At 72.3% G+C, this 21,616-nt stretch carries 19 protein-coding genes and 1 pseudogene; all 20 read right to left on the reverse strand.

All coding sequences use genetic code 11. The annotated features are described in order from the left end of the window. Window positions 1-58 precede the first annotated feature (58 nt). Window positions 59-478 (reverse strand): TraR/DksA C4-type zinc finger protein, encoded by a 420-nt coding sequence (locus ACGFH8_RS04700; RefSeq protein ID WP_124770807.1) that lies wholly within the window; start codon window positions 476-478, stop codon window positions 59-61. Window positions 479-705: 227 nt separating this feature from the next. Continuing rightward, window positions 706-2,205, reverse strand: coding sequence for a potassium/proton antiporter (locus tag ACGFH8_RS04705; protein WP_393363359.1), 1,500 nt, complete (start codon window positions 2,203-2,205; stop codon window positions 706-708). Window positions 2,206-2,227: 22 nt separating this feature from the next. Beyond that, window positions 2,228-2,533 carry a DUF167 domain-containing protein gene (locus tag ACGFH8_RS04710; RefSeq protein ID WP_393363362.1) on the reverse strand — a complete coding sequence of 102 codons (306 nt, stop codon included), beginning with the start codon at window positions 2,531-2,533 and terminating at the stop codon, window positions 2,228-2,230. An 11-nt stretch (window positions 2,534-2,544) separates the two neighbouring features. Beyond that, complete coding sequence (locus ACGFH8_RS04715; protein ID WP_393363365.1) at window positions 2,545-3,369, reverse strand: hypothetical protein; 825 nt, start codon at window positions 3,367-3,369, stop codon at window positions 2,545-2,547. A gap of 80 nt (window positions 3,370-3,449) precedes the next feature. Next, complete coding sequence (locus tag ACGFH8_RS04720) at window positions 3,450-4,256, reverse strand: DivIVA domain-containing protein (RefSeq protein ID WP_357251070.1); 807 nt, start codon at window positions 4,254-4,256, stop codon at window positions 3,450-3,452. Between the two features lie 44 nt (window positions 4,257-4,300). Next, window positions 4,301-4,606 (reverse strand): YggT family protein, encoded by a 306-nt coding sequence (locus ACGFH8_RS04725; protein WP_030334503.1) that lies wholly within the window; start codon window positions 4,604-4,606, stop codon window positions 4,301-4,303. Between the two features lie 31 nt (window positions 4,607-4,637). After that, window positions 4,638-5,330, reverse strand: coding sequence for a cell division protein SepF (locus ACGFH8_RS04730; RefSeq protein WP_393363369.1), 693 nt, complete (start codon window positions 5,328-5,330; stop codon window positions 4,638-4,640). Between the two features lie 189 nt (window positions 5,331-5,519). Beyond that, window positions 5,520-6,263 carry a YggS family pyridoxal phosphate-dependent enzyme gene (locus ACGFH8_RS04735; RefSeq protein ID WP_393363372.1) on the reverse strand — a complete coding sequence of 248 codons (744 nt, stop codon included), beginning with the start codon at window positions 6,261-6,263 and terminating at the stop codon, window positions 5,520-5,522. Window positions 6,264-6,272: 9 nt separating this feature from the next. Continuing rightward, complete coding sequence (gene ftsZ / locus ACGFH8_RS04740; RefSeq protein WP_357251061.1) at window positions 6,273-7,388, reverse strand: cell division protein FtsZ; 1,116 nt, start codon at window positions 7,386-7,388, stop codon at window positions 6,273-6,275. Window positions 7,389-7,633: 245 nt separating this feature from the next. Beyond that, window positions 7,634-8,452: a cell division protein FtsQ/DivIB gene (locus ACGFH8_RS04745; RefSeq protein WP_393363375.1), complete on the reverse strand. Its 819-nt coding sequence runs from the start codon at window positions 8,450-8,452 to the stop codon at window positions 7,634-7,636. Then, entirely contained in the window at window positions 8,449-10,014 is a 1,566-nt protein-coding gene (gene murC, locus ACGFH8_RS04750) for a UDP-N-acetylmuramate--L-alanine ligase (protein ID WP_393363378.1), read from the reverse strand. The genes ACGFH8_RS04745 and murC overlap by 4 nt, the downstream gene beginning before the upstream one ends. Further along, window positions 10,011-11,117, reverse strand: coding sequence for an undecaprenyldiphospho-muramoylpentapeptide beta-N-acetylglucosaminyltransferase (gene murG / locus ACGFH8_RS04755; RefSeq protein ID WP_357556319.1), 1,107 nt, complete (start codon window positions 11,115-11,117; stop codon window positions 10,011-10,013). Before murG ends, murC begins: the two co-directional genes overlap by 4 nt. Next, window positions 11,117-12,562, reverse strand: a complete 1,446-nt coding sequence (locus ACGFH8_RS04760; RefSeq protein ID WP_393364508.1) for an FtsW/RodA/SpoVE family cell cycle protein — start codon at window positions 12,560-12,562, stop codon at window positions 11,117-11,119. Before ACGFH8_RS04760 ends, murG begins: the two co-directional genes overlap by 1 nt. 222 nt (window positions 12,563-12,784) lie before the next feature. After that, complete coding sequence (mraY, locus tag ACGFH8_RS04765) at window positions 12,785-13,909, reverse strand: phospho-N-acetylmuramoyl-pentapeptide-transferase (protein WP_393363381.1); 1,125 nt, start codon at window positions 13,907-13,909, stop codon at window positions 12,785-12,787. Further along, window positions 13,906-15,303 (reverse strand): UDP-N-acetylmuramoyl-tripeptide--D-alanyl-D-alanine ligase, encoded by a 1,398-nt coding sequence (gene murF / locus ACGFH8_RS04770; RefSeq protein WP_393363384.1) that lies wholly within the window; start codon window positions 15,301-15,303, stop codon window positions 13,906-13,908. The genes mraY and murF overlap by 4 nt, the downstream gene beginning before the upstream one ends. Beyond that, window positions 15,300-16,823 carry a UDP-N-acetylmuramoyl-L-alanyl-D-glutamate--2,6-diaminopimelate ligase gene (locus ACGFH8_RS04775; protein ID WP_393363387.1) on the reverse strand — a complete coding sequence of 508 codons (1,524 nt, stop codon included), beginning with the start codon at window positions 16,821-16,823 and terminating at the stop codon, window positions 15,300-15,302. The genes murF and ACGFH8_RS04775 overlap by 4 nt, the downstream gene beginning before the upstream one ends. Before the next feature lie 91 nt (window positions 16,824-16,914). Then, a complete protein-coding gene (locus tag ACGFH8_RS04780; protein ID WP_393363390.1) occupies window positions 16,915-19,119 on the reverse strand; it encodes a peptidoglycan D,D-transpeptidase FtsI family protein in 2,205 nt (734 codons plus the stop codon). Between the two features lie 3 nt (window positions 19,120-19,122). Then, window positions 19,123-19,728 carry a hypothetical protein gene (locus ACGFH8_RS04785; protein WP_393363393.1) on the reverse strand — a complete coding sequence of 202 codons (606 nt, stop codon included), beginning with the start codon at window positions 19,726-19,728 and terminating at the stop codon, window positions 19,123-19,125. Beyond that, window positions 19,718-20,827 (reverse strand): annotated as a pseudogene (gene rsmH, locus ACGFH8_RS04790) (16S rRNA (cytosine(1402)-N(4))-methyltransferase RsmH). The gene ACGFH8_RS04785 and the pseudogene rsmH overlap by 11 nt, the downstream one beginning before the upstream one ends. 205 nt (window positions 20,828-21,032) lie before the next feature. Continuing rightward, window positions 21,033-21,464 carry a division/cell wall cluster transcriptional repressor MraZ gene (gene mraZ, locus ACGFH8_RS04795; protein WP_393363395.1) on the reverse strand — a complete coding sequence of 144 codons (432 nt, stop codon included), beginning with the start codon at window positions 21,462-21,464 and terminating at the stop codon, window positions 21,033-21,035. Between the last annotated feature and the right edge of the window lie 152 nt (window positions 21,465-21,616).

A 21,616-nucleotide genomic window follows, 5' to 3' on the forward strand; every position in this document is an offset into this window, starting at 1 on the left:
CCATCGAGGTGTCTCGGCGGTGATCGCTCACCGTCTCATCGCCGCCGGGGAGCGGACCTCAGCGCCGCTCCTCCAGCTGCTTGCACGTCACACACTGGGTGGCCGACGGGAAGGCGGCGAGGCGCTCGACCGGGATCGGGTTGCCGCACCGCTCGCACCAGCCGTAACCACCCTCGTCGAGACGCTCCAGAGCGCGCTCGACCTGCGTGATCCGTTCCAGAATGCTGTTGGCGAGGGAGATCTCCTGCTCCCGCTCGAGCGTCTTGGTGCCCGTGTCGGCCTGGTCGTCCCCGGCCGAGTCGGTCAGCCGATCGCGCTGCAGCTCGGTGATCTCACTCAGCGTCTGATCGTACTCGGCGCGAAGCTCGTCCCGCCGCGCCGCCAGCGCCGCCCGGATCTTCTCGGTCTCCGCGGTGCTGCGGGTGGCCTTGGCCACCGGCTTGCGCCCGGCGGTCCTGGTGTCGGCTGGCTTCGCCATGGGTCGCTCCCTCGGCCGCGGAGCCGCGTTGTCCGCGGCACCTGGTCAGGGGGCGTCAACCACGACGTCCCCTGGATGTACGAAAAGGGGCGCACGGCGACGATGGCCGCGCACTCCGGAGGTTGGCAAGAATACGGAACGTACAGGCGTCCGACAACGTGCCGCACCGTCGCACCGCTTAACTACCCCGAGCCCTGCCTAACTGGGGCAAAGGGAACGCTAGCAGGTCAACCGACCGCCTCATCCCCGTACTCGCCAAACCATCGGGCCAGCCGACCCCGCCGACTGACCGCCCGCAGCCGCCGTTCGGCCGCGTCGCGCACCCCGGCCGTCGCCACGATCAGCAGACTGTCGCCGGTCTTCAACCGGGTGCCCGGGCTGGGCACGAAACCCACCCCGTCCCGCAGCACCAGGGTGACCGACGCGCCCAGCGGAAGCCGCAACTCGTCGACGTGCACGCCCGCCAACCGTGAGCCCGGCGGCACCTCCAACTGCAGCAGGTCCGCCCGCATCCGCTCCAGCGGCGCGGTCTCCAGATGGATCTCGGTGGCCTCCGCCGGCGCGGTCACCCGCAACCGGCGGGCGAACGGCCCCAGCGTGCCGGTCTGCACCAGCGTGAAGATCACCACCAGCACGAAGACCACGTCGAAGAGGCGCTCCGCGCCGGGCACCCGCTCGGAGAGCGGAATTGTCGCCAGCACGATCGGCACCGCCCCGCGCAGCCCGGCCCAGGACAGGAACGCCTGTTCCCGGAGGCCCACCCGGAACGGCAGCGCTGAGACGGCCACCGACAGCGGGCGGGCCAGCAGCACCAGGGCCAGCCCCGCGACCACCGCCGGCACCACCGCCGCGTCCAGCCGGCCCGGCGAGGCCAGCAACCCGAGCAACACGAACAACCCGATCTGGGCGAGCCACGCCAACCCGTCGGCGAAGCCGAGGATCGCCCGCCGGTGCGACAGCCGGGCATTGCCCAGCAGCACCCCGGCCACGTAGACGGCGAGGAACCCCGAGGCGTGCAGCACCGCCCCCGCGGCGTACGCCAGCACGGTGATGCCCACCGCGGCGATCGGGTAGAGCCCGGCCGAGGGCAGCGCGGCCCGGCGCAGCGCCCAGATGCCGGCGACGCCCGCGCCCACGCCCACCGCCGCGCCCACGCCCAGCTCGTAGCAGACCAGCAGGACCTCGTACCACCACGGGTGCGACCAGCCCTGGTGCGACAGCAGCACCACAAGCAGCACCACCGGGGCGTCGTTCATGCCCGACTCGGCCTCCAGCGTCGCCACCAGGCGGGGCGGCAGCCGCAGCCGGCGCAGGGTGGCGAAGACGGCCGCCGCGTCGGTGGACGAGAGCACCGCGCCGTAGAGCAGCGCCAACCGCCAGTCCAACCCCAGCAACAGGTGCACGGCGACACCGACCACCACGATGCTCACGACCACGCCGACAGTGGAGAGCGCCGACGCCAGCCCCAGCACCGGTCGCAGCGTGGACCACCGGGCGGTCAGACCGCCCTCCGCGATGATCACGATAAGCGCGCAGAAGCCGAGGGTACGGGTCAACTCGACGTCGTCGAAGTGGATGCCCAGCCCACTCTCGCCGATCGCCACGCCCAGCGCCAGATAGACCAGGAGGCTTGGCACACCCAGCCGGGTGGAGAGCCGCACCGCGCCGACGGCGACGAGCAGCACGGCCGCCCCCAGCAGCAGCGCGATGTCGAAGCCGGGCGTCACGGCTGCCCGGCCTGGGCGTTCCTCACTCGGCGGGTCCGTCGCGCAGTAGGCGCAGCGCCGCGGACAGCTCCGGGCTGGGCCGATCGACGAGGAAGAGCTTGTCCCGACTGGCCGCGCCGGCGCGCAGGGCGACCTCGGACCGCCGGACACCCAGGGCAGCGGCGAGGGCCCGGCGAGCCGCCTCGGTCGCCCGACCGTCGACTGCCGGTTCGTGGACCGCGATCACGAGGGCGGGCCCGTGCGGGCCGTCGAAGCGGCCGCCCACCCGGGTGGACGAGGCGCCGGGCTTCACGCGTACCGCCACGGTGAGCGTGTCCTGCGCGGGCACCGGGGGCCGCTTCAGATCGGCCGGGCGTCGGCGAGCAGGGCGGTGGCCGGCGCACAGGTCGCGCACGGGGTGAAACCGAGTTCGGCGGCCTCGGCGACCGGCAGCGTCTCGGGCACCCGGCCGGCGAGATGCGGGCAACTGGCGAGGTGGTAGCGGGGGTGGCCGTCCACCACCTCGACGGCGTCGGTCAGTCGCGCCACCCGGGCGGCCTCGGCGGGAGTGACCCGCTGCTCGGCGGGCTCGTCGGCGGCCGGGGCGCCGTGGCTCGGATCGTCGTCGGTCGACGGCGCGGGGCTGACCGGGCGGACCGGCGGGGACGTGTCGTCAGCCGGCGTCCCCAACGGCGGCCACTCTCCGAACGGGGGCGCGTCGTCGAGCCGCGGGTCGAAGCCCGGCACGTCGTCGGCCCGCCCGTCGAACGGAAGCGCGTCGTCGGCCCGCCCGTCGAACGGGGGCGCGTCGTCGAGCGGCGCGTCAGCGGGTGCGTCGTGGTCGACCGGCGGCGCGGGTGGTTGCCGCCACCCGGTGCCGCCGGTACCGACCGTCGTGGGCACATGCTGGACCGGCACCTCCGGCTCGACCAGCGGCGGCCCGTACGCGACACCCTGCGTGGCCTGGCTGGCCGTGCGGAGCGGGTCGGGTTGCCACCGGCCGGTCCGGCCGGGATCCGCCGTCGCACGGTTGGCGGCTGCCTGACGGGCACCCACCACCAACGCCACGGCGGCCAGCAGACTGGCCGCGATAGAGATGATCAACATGAAGCTGGAGCCACCGGCCAGGCCGAGCACCAGGAGCACCACTGCGACGAGGATGAGCAGAAGACTTGCGACTATCACGGCTCACCCCCGCCGCGTCGTACCGTCCAGACAGGGCCGGCGACCGTCACCATGTGCGGAGAACGATCGCCGGCCGGCGCTCAGCGTCCGGCTTCGAGGGCGCCGGAACGCCCACTGCCGTACGAACCGGCGAGGCCCGCAGCGGCCAGCCCGTTGCCGCCGGCGACCCGGCCTGCCTCGGAGCGGGTCATCTCGGCTTCCAGGCCCTGGCCACGACCGTCGAGGTCACGCAGCTGGCTCTCCAGGTACGCCTTGAGCCGGGTGCGGTACTCGCGCTCGAACTGCTTGAGCTCCTCGATGTGCTTCTGCAGGGCCGTGCGCTTGGCGTCCAGGCCGCCCATGGCCTCCTGGTGCCGCTGGCGGGCGTCCCGCTCCAGGGCGTCGGCCTTCGCGCGAGCCTCGCGGGTCACCTCCTCGGCCTTGCCACGAGCCTCGGACAGCAGCTGGTCGGCCTCGCGGCGCGCGTCGGACACGTGGTCGTCGGCGGTGCGCTGGGCCATCATCAGCACGCGCAGGGCCTGCTGCTCACCGTCACCGGTGACGCCGCCGGCCGGGCCGCCGGTCGCGCGGACCTGCTCCAGCTCGGCCTGCATCGCGCGGGCAGCCTGCTCGGCCGCCGACTTGTCGCGCTGCACCCGGTCCAGTTGGGCCTTGACGTCGTTGAGCTCCGCCGCCAGTCGGGCGTCGCCGCCGGGGCCCGCGGGGGCACCACCACGGCCGCCGCGCTCTACCTGGGCGCGCAGCTCGTTGTTTTCCTCGATGAGACGGGCGAGCTCGCGCTCGACCTCGTCCAGGAAGGCGTCGACCTCCTCCTCGTCATACCCCCGCTTGCCGATCGGCGGCTTTTTGAAGGCGACGTTGTGGACGTCGGCCGGGGTCAGCGGCATCGAAACTCCTCGGGTCAGTTGCGGCCGCGAAAGCGCGTCGGTCATCAGGCAGATGCCCTGATCGACGGCCCTAACACGAACTCCATCAGCACGAACAGGATAACCAGGAGCACAAGGGAGGCCAGGTCGATGCTCACGGTACCAATTCGCAGCGGAGGGATCACACGCCTCAACGCGTTGAGAGGGGGATCAGTGACGCTCCACACGGATTCCAATCCTGCCGATGCGCCACGGCCCGGTTGCCAGCGTCGGCCGTACTGCAGGACGGCGCTCAACACGAACCGGGACAGAAGCAAAAGCAGGAAGACATAAAGGATCAGGTACAGCACTTGCAGTAAGATCGACAACACGGTCAGCGACGTCCCTCGGGTCGGGCGGGGGTCAACTCAAACTGAAAAAGCCGCCCTCAGCGATCTTGGCCTTGTCCTCAGCGGTGACCTGGACGTTAGCCGGTGAGAGCAGGAACACCCGATTGGTCACGCGCTCGATCGTACCGCGCAGGCCGAACGCCAGTCCGGCCGCGAAGTCAACCAGACGGCGGGCATCCGCCTCATCCATCTCGGTGAGATTGATGATCACCGGGACGCCGTCACGGAAGTGCTCACCGATGGTGCGCGCCTCCCGGTACGTGGTCGGGTGCAGCGTGGTGATCTGGTATCGCTGCTCCTCCTCGGGCAGCGCCCGCTCCCGCGACGTGACCTGCGGCGCCAGGGCCAGATTGTCCCGGGTGTGGTACGTCAGCGCGCCGGACGTCTCGCCCGCCGACGACCTGGTGATCGACCGTACGCTGGACCGCTCGACCCGCTCCGGGCGCTCGCTGTCACCACGCTCGGACTCGCTCAACCGCCCGCTCGTCCGCTCGGAGAGTCGACCCCGCTCACTGGCGCGCGACCGGGGAGCCGGCGGCTCCTCGGCGTCGTCCTCGTCCTCGTCGGCGAACTCCTCGGCGTACCGGCTCTGCCGGTACCGCGAGTCGCGGTAGCCACCCTTGTCGTAGCCACCGTCGTCGTAGGCCCGCTCGTCGTCTTCTTCGACCAGACCGAGCCAGACCCCCGCCTTGCGCAGTGCACCCATCCCGCGCCCTTCCGTCCGCCGTGCGGCACGCGCCCCCGTGCCATGTCGCCCGTCGCGAGTGGACAACCATGCCCATCGGACCGGAACCGCAATCCCCCAAGCACGCGATTCGCGTCGCGCGCACGACCCCGACCAGGAGACGCCGCCCCTGAAACAACACTGATGTAATTTGCTTGTCTCGCGGTCAGGCTACCGCAGCGTGGGACGCATTCCGAGCAACGCGCTACCGACGCGGACATGTGTCGCGCCGTATCGGATCGCGATGTCGAAATCTCCACTCATACCCGCGGACAATCCGGTGGCTCCCGGATGGACCGTCCGAAACGCACTGGCGACCTCCGCGAGGCGGGCGAAGGCCCGGTCCGGCTCCCAACCCAGCGGAGCCACCGCCATCAGACCGACCAGACGCATCCCCGGCGCGTCGGCGATCGCCTCGGCCACCGGTTCCAACCCGGCGCCCGGATCGGCCGAACCGGGCAGCGCTCCGCCCCGGGCCGCGTCGCCGTCGATGCTCACCTGGACCATGGCGTCCAGCGGCACCTCCCGGTCGGCCGTCGCGGCCGCCAACGCCCGGGCCAACCGGACGCTGTCCACGGAGTGCACCGCGTCGGCGTAGCGGACCACCGAGCGGGCCTTGTTGCGCTGCAGTTGGCCGATGAAGTGCCACCGTGGACGGACTCCGGCGGCGGCCACCTCGGCGGCCTTACCGGCCGCCTCCTGGTCGCGGTTCTCCCCCATGTCGGTCACCCCGAGCCCGGCCAACGCCACCACGTCGCTGGCCGGGTAGGTCTTCGTCACGGCGATCATCGTGACCTCGGCGCGGTCCCGACCGACAGACGCGCAGGCGTCGGCGATGCGGGACCGGATCTGGGCCAGGCCGGCCGCCAGTTCGGCGTGCCGGTCCGGTCGTACCGTGGCTGAGCTGTCGGTCATCGGCGGTGCTCAGGACCCGTTCTTGAGGAAGTCGGGGACGTCCACGTCGTCGAAGAGCACGCGACGCGGCGACTGGGCCGGTGTCGGGTTGCTGACCGGCGCCGGCACCGGGGTGCTCTGCGGCGCCGGCTGGTTGGTGTTGGTCTTGCGGGTCGGCTCGGCCGCCTTGTACGCCGGAGTGCCGCCGTCGAAGCCCGCCGCGATGACCGTCACCCGCACCTCGTCGCCGAGCGCGTCGTCGATGACCGCGCCGAAGATGATGTTGGCGTCCGGGTGGGCCGCGTCGGTGACCAGCTGGGCCGCGTCGTTGATCTCGAACAGGCCCAGGTCGGAACCTCCGGCGATGGAGAGCAGCACGCCTCGCGCGCCGTCCATGCTCTGCTCCAGCAGCGGGCTGGAGATGGCCGCCTCGGCCGCCTCGACCGCGCGGTTCTCCCCGCGGGCGCTGCCGATGCCCATCAACGCGCTGCCGGCGCCGCTCATCACGCTCTTGACGTCGGCGAAGTCCAGGTTGATCAGACCGGGGGTGGTGATCAGGTCGGTGATGCCCTGCACACCGGAGAGCAGCACCTGGTCCGCCGTGCGGAACGCGTCCATCATGCTGATGTTGCGGTCGCCCAGGGCCAGCAGCCGGTCGTTCGGGATCACGATGAGCGTGTCGCACTGGTTGCGCAGCTCGTCTATCCCCGTCTCGGCCTGCACCTGGCGGCGCTTGCCCTCGAAGGAGAACGGCCGGGTCACCACGCCGATGGTCAGCGCGCCGAGCTTGCGGGCGATGTTGGCCACCACGGGCGCGCCACCGGTGCCGGTGCCGCCGCCCTCGCCGCAGGTCACGAAGACCATGTCGGCGCCCTTGAGCACCTCCTCGATCTCGTCGCGGTGGTCCTCGGCGGCGTTCTTGCCGACGTCGGGGTTGGCGCCGGCGCCCAGGCCGCGGGTCAGCTCCCGGCCCACGTCGAGCTTGACGTCGGCGTCGCTCATCAGCAGCGCCTGGGCATCCGTGTTGATCGCGATGAACTCGACGCCCTTGAGCCCAACCTCGATCATCCGGTTGACGGCGTTGACCCCGCCGCCCCCGATGCCGACGACCTTGATGACCGCCAGGTAGTTGTGCGGAGGTGTCATCTCCGGTCCTTTCCTTCGAGATTGGCTTCGGCCGACCGGTTACGGCGTGGCCAGACCAGCGGCCGACGACAGCTGTCACCAGCGAGGCTCAGAGGTGAACCCTCACCCTCTACTAGAGGCTTACAGTTATGTCAACCACTGTTCCTCTTCGGGGCAACGTAAGCGCCACCGCGCGATGAGCCAAGGACCCGACCGGCGTGTCGCCGAGCCGAGCGCGACGGGTCACCTCCGTTGGCGCTCCCCGGTCAGCGAAAGGTCACCACATCGGGCGCGCTCACGTCGATCCGGTTGGCGTCCTCACCCAGCAGGGCGGTGGCCACCCGGGCCTTGTCCGTCCCCCGGGTCGCGTCGCCCCAGACCACCGTCCGATCCCCCCGCAACCGCAGGCTGATCCGGGCCAACCCCTCCACCTTCAGGTCCACCAACTGCGCGCGGAGCTGCGGGGTCAGCGCGGCCAGGACCTCCAGCGCGGCCCGGGTGCCCGGGTCGTCGGCGGCCGGCTGGCCCACCGACACCTGCGGCAGATCGGCGGGACGCCGGTCCACCGTCCGGAACGCGACACCGCTCCGGTCGATCAGGGCGAACGCCGCCCCCTGCGGCACCACCGCCACCGGAGTCCGCTCGGTCACCCGGACCACGAGCACGTCGGGCCAGTCCCGGGAGACAGTGGCCCGCTCCACCGCCGGCAGCGCACCGACCCGGCGGGCGGCGGCGGCCAGGTCCACCCGGGCCAGCGGCACCCCGTCCGGCACGCGGACCGCGTCGTGCACCTGGACCGGGGTGACCAGCCCGGCACCCTCCACCCGCACCTCCCGGACCCCGAACAACCCGGTGCCGAGCACCGTCCAGGCGACCAGCCCGGCCAACGCCAGCACCCCGGCCGCCACCGCCCACGGCAGCGCCGCACGCATGCGACGCTGCCGGGCACGAGCCATGAACCGGCGGGTCGAGGGCGGTACCGCGTCGCGACCCGCCCGGACGAGCTGCCACCGCCGCGCCGGGCCACGGCGCGGGGCGCCACCGTCGGCGGCGCTGGTCCGCCCCCGGGCCGGGCCGGGACTCATCCGGCCAGGGGCGCCGCGCCGCCGGGCGCGGCGGTGCCACCGAGAGCCGCTCCGTCGCCGCCGGCCGTGGTCCCACCCCGCACCGAGTCGGTGATCGCCGGGGACGTGGCCGCCGGGTCGACGGTCGCGGTCGGCACCGGGCCGTCCGTGCGCTCACCCAGGGCCGCCAGCAACTCGTCGCCCATCAGCGAGATCGGCGGGGCGCCCATGGTGACCACCACGTCCCCGGAACGGGCCCGGCGGGCCACCTCGACCGGCGCCTGCTCCCACGACTCCACGAAGATCTTGCGGTCGGCGGGCAGGTCCACCGCCGCGATCAGCGCCGCCGAACCCTCGCCGGGCTGCCGCAGCTCGCCCGGCCCGAAGACCTCCAGCAGCACCACCTCGTCGGCGATGGCCAGCGCCTCGGCGATCTCCGCCTGGTTGTCGCGGGTGCGGTACAGCCGGTAGGGCTGGAAGACGACGATCAACCGTCCGTCCCCGGCCACCTCACGCAGCGTCTGCATCGCGAGGGTCATCGAGGTCGGGTGGTAGGCGTACTCGTCGTAGACCAGCACGCCGTCCGCGAGACCCTTGCGCTCGAAGCGCCGTCGCACGCCGGGAAAGACCGCGAGCGCGGTCTCGGCCGCCTCCAGCGGCAGATCCAGCAGGTACGCGGCCAGCACGGCGGCGGCGCTGTTCAGCCCCATGTGCCGCCCCGGCACCGGCAGGCGGAACTCGCCGAGCGACCGGCCGTCGATCGCGGCCAGGTAGCGAACACCGCGCGCGGAGGAGACGATCTCGGTCAACCGCAGGTCGGCGTCGGCGGCCTCGCCGTAGGTGAACACCCGCCGCCCCTCGGCGCGCAGGCTCTCGGCCAGCCGCCGACCGCCCGGGTCGTCGGCGCAGGTGATGATGAACCCGTCCGGGTCGGTGAGGCGGGCGAACTCCACGAACGCCGCCTCCAGCGTCGCGTAGTCGCCGTAGGTGTTCAGGTGGTCGGCCTCGACGTTCGTGATGATCGAGACGTACGGGCGGTAGATGAGGAACGAGCGGTCGCTCTCGTCCGCCTCGACCACGAAGTGCTCGCCGGTGCCGTGGTGGGCGCCCGAGCCGACCTCGGAGATCTCCCCGCCGATCACGAAGGACGGGTCCACACCGGCCTGCTGGAGCACCATCGTCACCATCGAGGTGGTGGTGGTCTTGCCGTGGGTGCCGGCGACCGCCACCGCCCGACGGCCGGTCATCGCCGCGGCCAGGGCCTCCGAGCGGTGCAGCACCCGCAGGCCGCGCCGACGCGCCTCGACCAGCTCCAGGTGGTCCTGCGGAATGGCCGACGAGTAGACGACGGTGTCCACGCCGTCGAGGTTGCTCGCCTCGTGGCTGAGGTGGATGGTGCCGCCGAGCGCCCGCAGCCCCTCCAGCGAGGGCCACTCCCGCAGGTCGCTGCCGGACACCCGGATGCCCCGGGTGAGCAGCAGCCGGGCCACGCCGAGCATGCCCACCCCACCCACCCCGATCAGGTGGACGGCCCCCAGGTCCTCAGCGGTGAGCGTGCCGGCCGGGGTGAACTGCGCCGTCATCGGGCCACCGCCGCGATGACGAAGGAGCGCAACGCCTCGTCACCGTCGCGCCGCCCGTACGCCGCCGCGGCGGCGCCCATCGCGTACAACCGCTGGGGGTCGCGGATGAGGGGGATGACGGTGCGCTCCAACCAGTCCGGTGTGAGCTCCGCGTCGTCGACGAGCAGCCCGCCGCCGGCCTCCACCACGGGCAGCGCGTTGCGCCGCTGCTCCTGGTTGCTGTGCGGGTACGGCACGTAGATCGTGGGCTGCCCGATCGCGGCCACCTCGGCGACTGTCATCGCCCCGCCCCGGGCCAGCATCAGGTCGGCGGCGGCGTAGCCCAGCTCCATCTCGGACAGGTAGGGCAACGTCACGTACGGCACCGGCAGGTCGGTGGGGATCGGCACCGGCTCGTTGCGGGCGCCCATCACGTGCAGCACCTGCACGCCGTTGCGGGCCAGCTCCTTGGCCGCCCCGGAGACCGCCAGGTTGATCGAACGGGCACCCGACGAGCCGCCGGAGACGAAGAGCACCGGCAGGTCCGGGCGGAGCCCGAAGTGGGCGCGGGCGGCGTTACGCAGCGCGTACCGGTCCAGCCCCGCGATGCTGCGGCGCAGCGGCACCCCGACGATCGTGGCGTCGCGCAGCGACTCGGCCTGGCTCGGCTGGTGTGGGAAGCCGACGGCGATGTTCTTGGTGAACTTCATGCCCAGCCGGTTGGCCACACCCGGCGGCACGTTCACCTCGTGGATCACCATGGGCAGCTCCCGGCGCCAGGCGGCGAGGTAGGCCGGCACCGAGACGTACCCACCGAAGCCGACGACCACGTCGGCCTTCACCTCGTCGATCACCTTGCCCGCGGCGCGCGCCGCGGTCCACATCCGCCCCGGGGTACGGACCAGGTTCATGTTGACCGATCGGGGCAGCTGGTACGCGGGGATCTGCCGCAGGTCGTAGCCCTGCGGCGGGATCAGGTCGTTCTCCATGCCCTTGGGTGTGCCGAGGCAGGTGATCCGGACGCCCGGGTCGTGTCGGCGCAGGCAGTCGGCGAAGGCGAGCAACGGGTAGATGTGCCCCCCGGTGCCACCTCCCGCGAGCACCACCGAACGCAGCGGACCCATCAGCGTCTCCTCTCGCTCGCCGTACCCCCGCGGCTGCGGTCCTGGCGGACCCCGCGCGGCGCGGCCTGGTCGTCGTGGCGCCGCTCGCGGGACCGGGGCACGGACCCTCGGCCAGCCGGCGGCGGCGTCGCCGGTCGGCGGCGCCGGCCGGGAAGCGGCGGCAACGGGGCCCAGAGTAGTCGGACCCACCGGGCCGGCGGACGGGCATGCAGTGCTCTGGCCGCATCGGGTTCGGCACGGGCGAAGGATGCCAGCATGCCGATCGCGGCCAACGTCACGACCAGGGCACTTCCGCCGTCGGAGATGAACGGCAGCGGCAGGCCGGTGATCGGCAGCAGCTCCACCACCCCACCGATGTTGATCACCGCCTGGCTGACCAGCCAGGTGGTCACGGCGGCGGCGGCGAGCCGGCGGAACGGATCGTCGACCCGCCTGGCGATCCGCAACCCGGTGTACGTGAGGACCGCGAACAGGCTGAGGATGACGACGCACCCGATCACGCCCAGCTCCTCGGCGATGATCGCGAAGATGAAGTCGTTGTGCGCCTCGGGCAGCCAGTCCCACTTCGCGCTGCCCTTGCCCAGCCCGACGCCGAACCAGCCGCCGTGCTCGATGGCCAGTCGACCCTGGTAGACCTGGTAACACGGGTCTCCGCACTTGTCCGGCGGCGGTGGGTTGAGAAAGAGCGTCAGTCGCGCCAGGCGGTAGTTGTCCGCGCCCTTCTCGCCGGAGCCGGCGCCCAGCGAGGCCACCGCGATGAGCAGCCCGACGCCGAGCAGACCGACCACGGTCAGGGTGCCGAAGACCCGCATCCGTACGCCGGCGGCCCAGAGCAGACCGACCACCAGGGCCAGCAGGCAGAGCATGGTGCCGGTGTCGTTGTAGCCGACCAGGACGAAGAGCAGGCCCATCACCGGGAAGAGCGGGGTGGCCAGCTCCCGCCACCAGCCCAGCGCCGCCCCCTTGCGGGCGATCACGTGCGCGCCCCAGAGCACGAGCGCGAACTTGGCCAGTTCGGAGGGCTGCACCTGGATTCCGCCGATGAACAGCCAGTTCAGCCGCGCCTCGATCGGGCCGATCTGCCCCGACTTCTGGCTCGTGAGGCGCGCGTAGGCCAGCAGCAGGTTGAGCACCAGCAGCAACGCGATCGAGGTGAACAGCAGGGGCCGGCCCAGCGAGCGGTAGGTGCTGGCGGGCAGGCGCTGACAGGCCCAGAACGCCCCGATGCCGATCACCGCGAAGATGGCCTGCTTGGTCACCGAGGCCGAGGCGTTGCCGTCCTGGGCGTAGTCCTTCACGCTTGTCGCCGAGAAGACCATGGTCAGCCCGATCAGCAGCAGCAGGCCGGCGCTGGACAACAGCAGGTAGTAGGACGCCAGCGGCCGGTCCAGCAGGCCGCGCAGCGCGGCGAGCCCGCCGGCCGCGTCCCACCCGCGCAGCGGCACGGGCGTCGCCGGTTCGGTCGCGCGCGGTGTCGCATTCGGTTCCGGGCCGCGCGCGTCGTCCGGCGGCGCGCCGGCCTCCGCGGTACGCGTCGCGCCCGGTGACCGTCGCGGCCGGCCGGCTGTCCTGTCGTCGGTGCCTGGATCCTCCCCCACCCCGACATCATCACCGCTGAACGCGCCCGAGCGGCCCACAACGACACACCGGGCGTGTCGTCCCGCGGATCAGGTCATGTTGGCGAGGAACTCGCTGTAGAACAGGCCCAGGGCGATGGCCACCCCGATGCCGGCGATGATCCAGAAGCGCACCACGATGTTGACCTCACTCCAGCCGGCCAGCTCGAAGTGGTGCTGTAGTGGCGACATCCGGAACACCCGTTTGCCGGTGGTCTTGAAGGAGATGATCTGGATCACCACGGACATCGTGATGATCACGAAGAGCCCGCCGATGATCGGCAGCAGCAGGATGGTGCGGGTCGACATCGCCATGCCGGCGATCAGACCGCCCAACCCCAGCGCCCCGGTGTCGCCCATGAAGATCCGCGCCGGGGACGTGTTCCACCAGAGGAAGCCCACACAGGCCCCGGCCGCCGCCCCGGCGATGAGCGCGATCTCCAACGGGTCGCGGACCTCGTAGCAGTACGGCTGCGTGTAGTTCGGGTCGGCGCACCAGTGCCGGTACTGCCAGAACGCGATGAGCGCGTACGAGGCCAGCACCATCACCGACGCGCCGGTGGCCAGACCGTCCAGACCGTCGGTGAGGTTCACGCCGTTCGTCGCGGCCATCACCACGAAGATGAAGATGATCACCGCGCCGACCTTGCTGACCTCCAGGAAGTCGATGTCCCGGATGAAGCTCAGCGTCGTGCTGCCCACCGTCTCGGTGTTCGTCGCCACGCCCGAACCGTCGGTCATCGTGCTCGGGAACCACAGCGCGATCACCCCGAAGACCGCACCGACCAGGATCTGCCCGAGCAACTTGCCGCGCTTGTTCAGACCGGCGCTGTTGCGCTTGCGCACCTTGAGGAAGTCGTCGAGGAAACCGACCGCGCCGGAGAAGACCATCAGCCCCAGCAGCACCAGCGCGGTGATGGTCGGCTCCACCTGGGCGATCTGCTTGTCCGGCAGGGTGGTCAGGGCCAGGTGCCCGGCCACGTACGCGATCACCGTGGCCAGGATGAAGACCACGCCACCCATCGTGGGCGTGCCCTTCTTGCCCTGGTGCATGGCGGGGCCGTCGGACCGGATCGGCTGACCGGCCTTGAGCCGGGTGAACACCTTGATCGCGATGGGGGTGCAGAAGAGCGAGACGATGAAGGCCACCCCGATGGCGACGATGACCGCCCTCATCGGGTCGACTCCCCACCGGTGTCGGCGCGCAGGGCGTCGGCCACCTCCCAGGTCCGGTACCGGGAGCCCTTGACCAGGACGACATCGCCCGGTCGTAGCTCGCCTCGCAGCACCTCGACGGCCGCCGCCTGATCGGTGAGCAGCACCGACTCTCCTCCCCAGTTCGCTACCGCTGTCGCGCCTTCGTGGATCGGCGCGGCCGGCTCGCCCACCACGAGCAGCCGGTCGACGCCCAGCTCGGCCGCGAGTCGGCCGACCTCGGCGTGGCCGTCGTACTCGAACGGACCCAGCTCGGCCATGTAACCAAGCACCGCGACGGTACGCCGTCCGTGACCCATGCTGGCCAGCGCCCGCACCGCCACCGCCATCGAGGCCGGGTTGGCGTTGTACGAGTCGTCGATGACCGTCACCCCGTCGGGGCGGTCGAAGACGTCCATCCGGCGGGTCGACACCAGCCCCAACTCGCCGAGGGCCGTCGCCAGCTCCGTCAGCGGCATGCCCAGCTCCCGGGCCACCGCCGCCGCGGCGAGGGTGTTGCCGACCTGGTGCCGGCCGGCCAGCCCGAGCCGCACCGGCGCGCTCCCCTCCGGGGTGACGAGTGTGTACGACGGGTGTCCCCGCTCGTCGAGCGTGACGTCCTCGGCGCGCACGTCGGCGTCCGACGCCTCGCCGTAGCGGACCACCCGGGCCCGCGTCCGGCTCGCCATCGCGTCCACCCGCGGGTCGTCGGCGTTCAGCACGGCCAGCCCGTCCGGCGGCAGGGCCTCGACCAGCTCGCCCTTCGCCTGCGCGATGGCCTCCTGCGAGCCGAACTCGCCGATGTGCGACGTGCCGACGTTGAGCACCACGGAGATCCGGGGCGGCACCAGCTCACACAGGTAACGGACGTGCCCGATCCCGCGCGCGCCCTTCTCCATCACCAGGTAGCGGGTGTCCGGCCCGGCCTGCAACGCGGTGTACGGGTGCCCCAGCTCGTTGTTGAACGACCCGGGCGGCGCCACCGTGGCCCCGAGCCGGGTGGTGAGCTGACCGATCAGATCCTTGGTGGTGGTCTTGCCCGACGAGCCGGTCACGCCGATCACGGTCAACCCGGGCAGCCGGTCCACCGCGGCGCGGGCCAGCCGGCCCATCGCGGTCAGGGCATCGTCGACGAGCACCATCGGCACCCCGGGCACCTCGCGGCTGCCGAGCACCGCCACCGCCCCGGCCCGGACCGCCGTCACCGCGTAGTCGTGCCCGTCGACCTTCTCGCCCGGAAAGGCCACGAAGAGCGAACCGGGCCCCACCTTGCGCGAGTCGAACTCCACCGAACCGGTCACGGTGGCGGCCGGATCGGCGCCCACCAGCCGCCCGTCGACCGCCGCGGCCACCTCGGCCAGGCTCAGCGCGATCATCGCCGACCCGCCAGGTCTCCGAAGCGGGCCCGCAGCGCGTCGGCCAGCTCGACGCTGTCGTCGAACGGAAACACCTCGCCCGCCACCTCCTGGCCGCGCTCGTGCCCCTTGCCGAGCAGCGCGATCACGTCGCCCGGCTCGGCCAACCGAACCGCCTCGTCGATCGCGGCCCGCCGACCGGACACCTCGATGATCCGGGCGGCCGTGCCGGCCCGGTACGCCCCGGCGAGCACCTCGGCGCGGATCTCCGCCGGATCCTCGGTACGCGGGTTGTCGTCGGTCACCAGCACCACGTCGGCGCCCTCGGCGGCGGCCGCGCCCATCACCGGCCGCTTGCCCCGGTCCCGGTCCCCGCCGGCGCCGAGCACACAGATCAACCGGCCGACGCTCAGCTCCCGCAGCGCGGCCAGCACGGCCACGATCGCGTCCGACTTGTGCGCGTAGTCGACCACCCCACGCACCGGCCCGACGCTGTCGACCAGCTCCAACCGGCCGGGTACGCCACCGCAGGCGGCCACGCCGGCCGCCGCGGTCACCGGGTCCACCCCGGCGCCCACCAGGGCGGCGATGGCCAACAGCGCGTTTGCCACGTTGTGCCGGCCGGGCAGCGCCACCCCGGTGGAGAGGACCACACCGTCCGGGCCGTGCGCGGTGAACCGCTGGGCGTACCCCTCGCCGCCCACGCCGTCGGCCCACCAGGTCGCGCCCCGGTCACCGGCCGCCGAGTAGGTGACGGTGGCCGGCTTGTGCAGCGGCTGCAACGCCGGGTCGTCCTGGTTGAGCACCTCGACCGCGCAGCGCCCGTCGAAGAGCTGGGCCTTCGCGGCGAAGTAGTCGTCGCTGTCGGCGTGGAAGTCCAGATGGTCGGAGCCGAAGTTGGTGTAGCCCCCCACGGCGAACCGGACACCGCCCACCCGGCCCATGGCCAGCGCGTGGCTGGAGACCTCCATGACCACGGCGGTGACCCCACGCTCGCGGGCGGTGGCCAGCATCGCGTGCAGGTCGGTCGCCTCGGGGGTGGTGCGCACGCTGTCGATCACCAGGTCACCGAGGCGGGTCTCCACGGTGCCGATCAGCCCGGTGGTGTGCCCGGCGGCCCGCAGCCCCGACTCGACCAGGTACGCGGTGGAGGTCTTGCCGGCGGTGCCGGTCACGCCGATCACGGTGAGCGCGGCGGTCGGGTCGCCGTAGACCGCCGAGGCCAGCTCGCCGAGGACCGCGCGTGGGTCGGGCACCACCAGGGCGGGCAGACCGCTCGCCGCCGCCAGCTCGGCGCCGGCCGGGTCGGTCAACAGGGCCACCGCGCCGGCCTCGGCCGCGCCGGCGGCGAACTCCGCGCCGTGTCGACGGGCGCCGGGCAGCGCCGCGTACAGGTCGCCGGGGCGGACCTCCTGGCTGGCGTGGGTCGCCCCGGTGACGGTCACCGTGGCGGCGTCCGCCGGGAGGTCGACGGCGAGCCGGACGGCGAGGTCACCGAGCCGGACTCCGGTCACGGTACGTGGACGTGGATTGCCAGGCACGGCGTCAGACCCTACCCGGTCGTCCGGTTCCGGCCGTACAGCCGCCCCGGTGGTTCGTCGGCACCCACCGATGATGTCCCGCCACCGCTGCTCAGCGCGGATAGACCACGAACTTGGGTGCCGAACCTGTGGACGGCGGCACGCGATAGTGACGCAGGGTGAACTGCATCATGTCGCGAAACGCCGGATTGGCGACCGCCGCGCCCCCGTAGTTGGGCGCGTACACGAAGACGGCGATCACGTACCGGGGGTTCTCGGCGGGGGCCATGCCGATGAAGGAGGACACCTCGCCGGACTGCTGCTTGCCGTCGACGAACCGCAGGCCGGTGCCGGTCTTGCCGGCGACCCGGTAACTGGGGACCGCGGCGGTGAGCCCGGTGGCGTGGTCGACTGTGGTGACCGCCTCCAGCATGGTGCGCAGGGCCGCCGCGTTCTGCGGGCTGAGCACCGACCGGGTCACCGGAGCGGGCGCCGGGGTGCGCTTGCCGTCCGGGCCGATCACCTCCTTGACCAGGTGCGGCTGCACGTAGGTGCCGTTGTTGGCGATCGCGGCGTACGCGGCGGCCATCTGCAACGGGGTGGCGTCGACGCTGTGCCCGATCGGCACCGACCCGGCCGACGATCCGCTCCACTCCTCGGCCGGCAGCAGTCGCCCGCCGGCCTCCCCCGGCATTCCCTCACCGGTCGGCTTGCCCAGCCCGAACCGCTTCTGGTAGTCGATCAACCGGTCCCGGCCGAGCTTGTCGGCGACGGTGATGGCCCCGACGTTCGACGAGTAGGCGAGCATCCCGGGGATGCTCATCCGCTTGCCACCGGCCGGGTGCGTGTCGGAGAACCAGGTGTCGCCCATCTTGATGCGGTTGGCGATGGGCAGGGTGGTGTCCGGAGTGATCACCCCCTCCTGCAGCGCCGCGCCGTAGGTGATCGCCTTGTGCACCGAACCGGGATCGACGATGAAGCTGGTGGCCGCGTCCTCCCGCTCGACCGGGTCGCTGTCCGTCGGCTTCGCCGCGCTGTAGGTGGGATTGCTGGCCTGGGCCAGCACCGCGCCGGAGGGAATCTCCATGATCACGGCCGCGCCGGTGCCGCCCCGCAGCTGGGCCATGCCCGCGCTGAGGATCTGCTGCGTCCGGTACTGCAGATCGCGATCGATGGTGAGGCCCAGCGAGCTGCCCGGCTTGGCGGGCGTGGTCTGGCTGTAGCCGCCCGGGATCGCCGCGGCGAGGTCACCGAGGCCGGCCTCGTACCGCCGCTGACCGTCCTGCCCGGCGAGCACGCCGTCGTAGCGAGCCTCCAGCCCCTCCAGCCCGACCATGTCCTGGCTGGTGAAGCCGATCAGGTTGGCCGCCAGGTCACCCCCAGGCACCTCGCGACGCTCGTCGCGGTGCACCCCGATGCCGGGCAGTTCCAGAGCCTGCACCCGCTTGGCGGTCGCGATCTCCACCCCCCGGGCCAGGTAGGCGAACGTGGACTCCTTGCCGTTGTCCAGCTTGCGCGGCTTCATCAGCGCGACGAGCTTCGACGCCGGGATGGCGAGCAGCGGGGAGAGCGCCTTGGCGGTGGCCGCCTGGTCCTCGACCTTCGTGGGGTCGGCGAACACGTACCGCGCCTCGACGCTGCGCGCCAGCGGCTCGCCCCGGTAGTCGTAGATGGCGCCCCGCGGCGCCGGCAGTTCGACGGTGCGGGTGCGGTCGACGACGCCACCACCGGCGTACGCCGGCGCGTCGACGGTCTGCAGGAAGATCAGCCGGATCCCGATGGTCACGAACAACGTCAGGGCGAGGGCGGTGCCCAGCCGCAGCCGCAGCCGCGAGTCGGCAAGCTTCGGCGGGCGCGGTGGCTTACGGGACGGCCGCCGGGCCGCCGGGCGCTCGGCGCGGCGTGGCGCGCGCGGCGTGGTCCGTCGGCGCGGCGGCGGCTCGTCGAGGCCCGGCCCACGGGGGGTACGCGGCGCGACGGTGCGCACCACGCCGCCCCGTCCCGCGGCCGGGGCGTCGCGGCGACCGGCCCGGGCGGCGGCCCGACCGCCGTCGAGCACCTGCAACGCCGGCCGGAACGGATCGCCGGAGCGGGTGCTACGCGGGGTACGCCGTTGCTCGGCGCCCACACCACGCGGCGGCGTGCCGCGCTCGTCGCGGACGGTCCGACCCCGTGGCGTGTACGCGCGGGCGCCGGAGATGCCCCCGATGCCCGGCTCGCCGGTGCGCGGCTCGGGGTCGGTGGGGCTGCCGTCACGCGAAGAACCGCGCCGGGACCCCGTGGGGTCCCGGCGCGGCTCGTCCGACCTTCGTGGCACCGGTCAGCCTCCCGCACCCTGGCTGGTCACCGACGGCTTACCGGTGGCCGGCTGCGGCACGCCGATGGTCTTGCCGTCCGGCAGCCGGATGTAGCCCGGCTCGCCGGCGTCCACCAGGCCCAGCCGCCGCGCCTCGGCGGTCAGGTTGCCCGGCGCCTCGTACTCGGCGATCTGCTTGTCCAACTGCTGCTTCTCCAGGTCCAGTCGAGCCTGCTGCTGCTGCAGCCGCTCCAACCGGAACGCGTTCTCATTGATCTTGGTGTTGACCGCCAGGATGCCCAGCACCCCACCGACCACAAGCACCACGATCAGCGCCGCGAACGGCGCACGCGGCACCGAGATCGGCGGCGGCGGCGCCACCCGCAGCCGCGGCGACCGGGCGCCGGTGGCGCCGGCGGCCTTCTCGACCGGCCGCAGCGCGGCGGCGCCCTCGGTCGGGAACTCGCGCGCCCCCCGGGCGCGAGTCTCCCCCTGCTGGTTCACTCGATCGATGCGTGGCGTACCGTTTCCGAGGCGCGGAGCCCGCTCCGCCGCGGTCCGGCCCCCCGACCGCGGTGCGCGCTGCCCGCCGCCGGTGACGTCCCGGCGGCCGCGCTTGTCAATGTTCATGTCCCTCCCCCTCAACGTCCGTCCCTCTGCCGTCCCGGTGCCCCTGACCCCCCACGGATCAGGCGGACCCCGTGCCCGGTTGGTGCATTCCCTTCACCCGTCGGCGAGACCGTTCGCGGTCGGTCCGCCCCTGCTCTGTCGCGTTCGGGTCGAGTCGCTCCGCGGCCCGTAGCCGCACCGAGGCGGCGCGCGGGTTCGCGGCGACCTCCGCCTCCCCGGGCAGTTCGGCGCCCCGGCTGAGCAGCCGGAACGTCGGACCCGACCCGGGAAGCTCGACCGGGAGGTCGACCGGGCCCTTACTGCGGACCCGGTCCGCGAGCGCCACCTTGGTGAGCCTGTCCTCCAGGGAGTGGTAGGACAGGACCACCATGCGACCGCCCACGGTCAGTGCGTCGAGCGCGGATGGCAGCGCTGACTCCAGCGCTGCCAGCTCTCTGTTTACCTCGATCCGTAAAGCCTGAAACGTTCTCTTTGCCGGGTGCCCACCCGTTCGTCGGGCTGGTGCCGGAATGGACTCCCGGACCAGTTCCGCCAACCGCGCGGACGAGGTGATCCGGCCGCGTTCCCGCTCCCGCAGGATCGCCGAGGCGATCCGGCCGGCGAACTTCTCCTCGCCGTAGACCCGCAGCACCCGGGCCAGGTCCGGATGCGCGTAGGTGTTGACCACCTCTTCGGCGGTCACTCCCCGGGTCTGGTCCATCCGCATGTCCAGTGGCGCGTCCTGGGCGTACGCGAACCCGCGGTCGGGCGCGTCCAACTGCAACGACGACACACCCAGGTCGAACAGGATGCCGTCGATGCCCGGATAGCCCAGCCGGTCCAGCACCTCGGGCAACTCGTCGTAGACGGCGTGCTCCAGATGCACCCGATCGGCGAACCGGGCCAGCCGGACCCGCGCGTGAGCGAGCGCCTCGGTGTCCCGGTCGAGCCCGATCAGGACCGTCTCCGGGTGCGCCTCGAGCACCGCCTCGGCGTGCCCGGCCAGGCCGAGCGTCGCGTCGACGTGGACCGTCCGGCCGCCTCGACCCAGCGCGGGGGCCAGCAGCTCAAGACACCGCTCGAGCAGCACCGGCACGTGCGTGCCGCGCAACTCCCCCATGTTGACCCCCACTGGTTGAAACGTCCGTTCTCCTCGTGCGCCTGTCGTCGGACGGCGCTGCCGTCGTACCGCCAGATCCCCATCCGCTCCCGCCGGACACCGGACCGTCGCCCGATGACTGGATCGTGCGCCTGGCACCGGGGAAGGGGTGCCAGGAACTCGAAAGCGGCTGGAGATCTCGCAGTACGTCGGGCGCCGTTCCGCCCTACAGACCGCCGGGCAGCACCCCCTCCGAGATGTCGGCGAAGTCGTCCTCGCTGTCGGCGAGGTAGGTCTCCCAGGCTGTCTTGTCCCAGATCTCCACCCGCGTGCTCGCGCCGATCACCACCAGGTCGCGGTCCAGCGCGGCGTACGTCCGCAGGTGGGCCGGGATGGTTACCCGACCCTGCTTGTCCGGAACCTCGTCGTGCGCGCTGGCGAAGAAGACCCGGCTGTAGGCCCGGGCCGCCTTGTGCGTCATCGGCTGCGCGCGCAACTGGTCCGCGATCCGCTGGAACTCAGGGGTCGGGAAGACGTAGAGGCAGCGCTCCTGCCCTTTGGTGACCACGACACCCCCCGCCAGCTCATCCCGAAACTTGGCCGGAAGGATCAACCGGCCCTTTTCGTCCAGGCGTGGAGTGTGGGTGCCGAGAAACACCGGCCCAACCCCCTCGCCCCTGAGCGGCGTTCGCGGCGCCGCTGACCCCCCGGGCCGGTGAGCCCTCCCGGCCTCACCATTGGTCCCCACTCTACTCCACTTCCCTCCACCTGCAACCAGATTCGCCCGCGTGGCGTGTCCGATCCGGCGGC

This window comes from Micromonospora sp. NPDC049175, from assembly GCF_043197345.1.
Lineage (GTDB): Bacteria > Actinomycetota > Actinomycetes > Mycobacteriales > Micromonosporaceae > Micromonospora.

Coding starts and splice junctions, on each gene's coding strand:
- ACGFH8_RS04700 (WP_124770807.1), bottom strand. CDS start 478: ATGGCGAAGCCAGCCGACACCAGGACCGCCGGGCGCAAGCCGGTGGCC.
- ACGFH8_RS04720 (WP_357251070.1), bottom strand. CDS start 4,256: ATGCCGCTGACCCCGGCCGACGTCCACAACGTCGCCTTCAAAAAGCCG.
- ACGFH8_RS04730 (WP_393363369.1), bottom strand. CDS start 5,330: ATGGGTGCACTGCGCAAGGCGGGGGTCTGGCTCGGTCTGGTCGAAGAA.
- ACGFH8_RS04735 (WP_393363372.1), bottom strand. CDS start 6,263: ATGACCGACAGCTCAGCCACGGTACGACCGGACCGGCACGCCGAACTG.
- ftsZ (WP_357251061.1), bottom strand. CDS start 7,388: ATGACACCTCCGCACAACTACCTGGCGGTCATCAAGGTCGTCGGCATC.
- ACGFH8_RS04745 (WP_393363375.1), bottom strand. CDS start 8,452: ATGAGTCCCGGCCCGGCCCGGGGGCGGACCAGCGCCGCCGACGGTGGC.
- murC (WP_393363378.1), bottom strand. CDS start 10,014: ATGACGGCGCAGTTCACCCCGGCCGGCACGCTCACCGCTGAGGACCTG.
- murG (WP_357556319.1), bottom strand. CDS start 11,117: ATGGGTCCGCTGCGTTCGGTGGTGCTCGCGGGAGGTGGCACCGGGGGG.
- mraY (WP_393363381.1), bottom strand. CDS start 13,909: ATGAGGGCGGTCATCGTCGCCATCGGGGTGGCCTTCATCGTCTCGCTC.
- murF (WP_393363384.1), bottom strand. CDS start 15,303: ATGATCGCGCTGAGCCTGGCCGAGGTGGCCGCGGCGGTCGACGGGCGG.
- ACGFH8_RS04785 (WP_393363393.1), bottom strand. CDS start 19,728: ATGAACATTGACAAGCGCGGCCGCCGGGACGTCACCGGCGGCGGGCAG.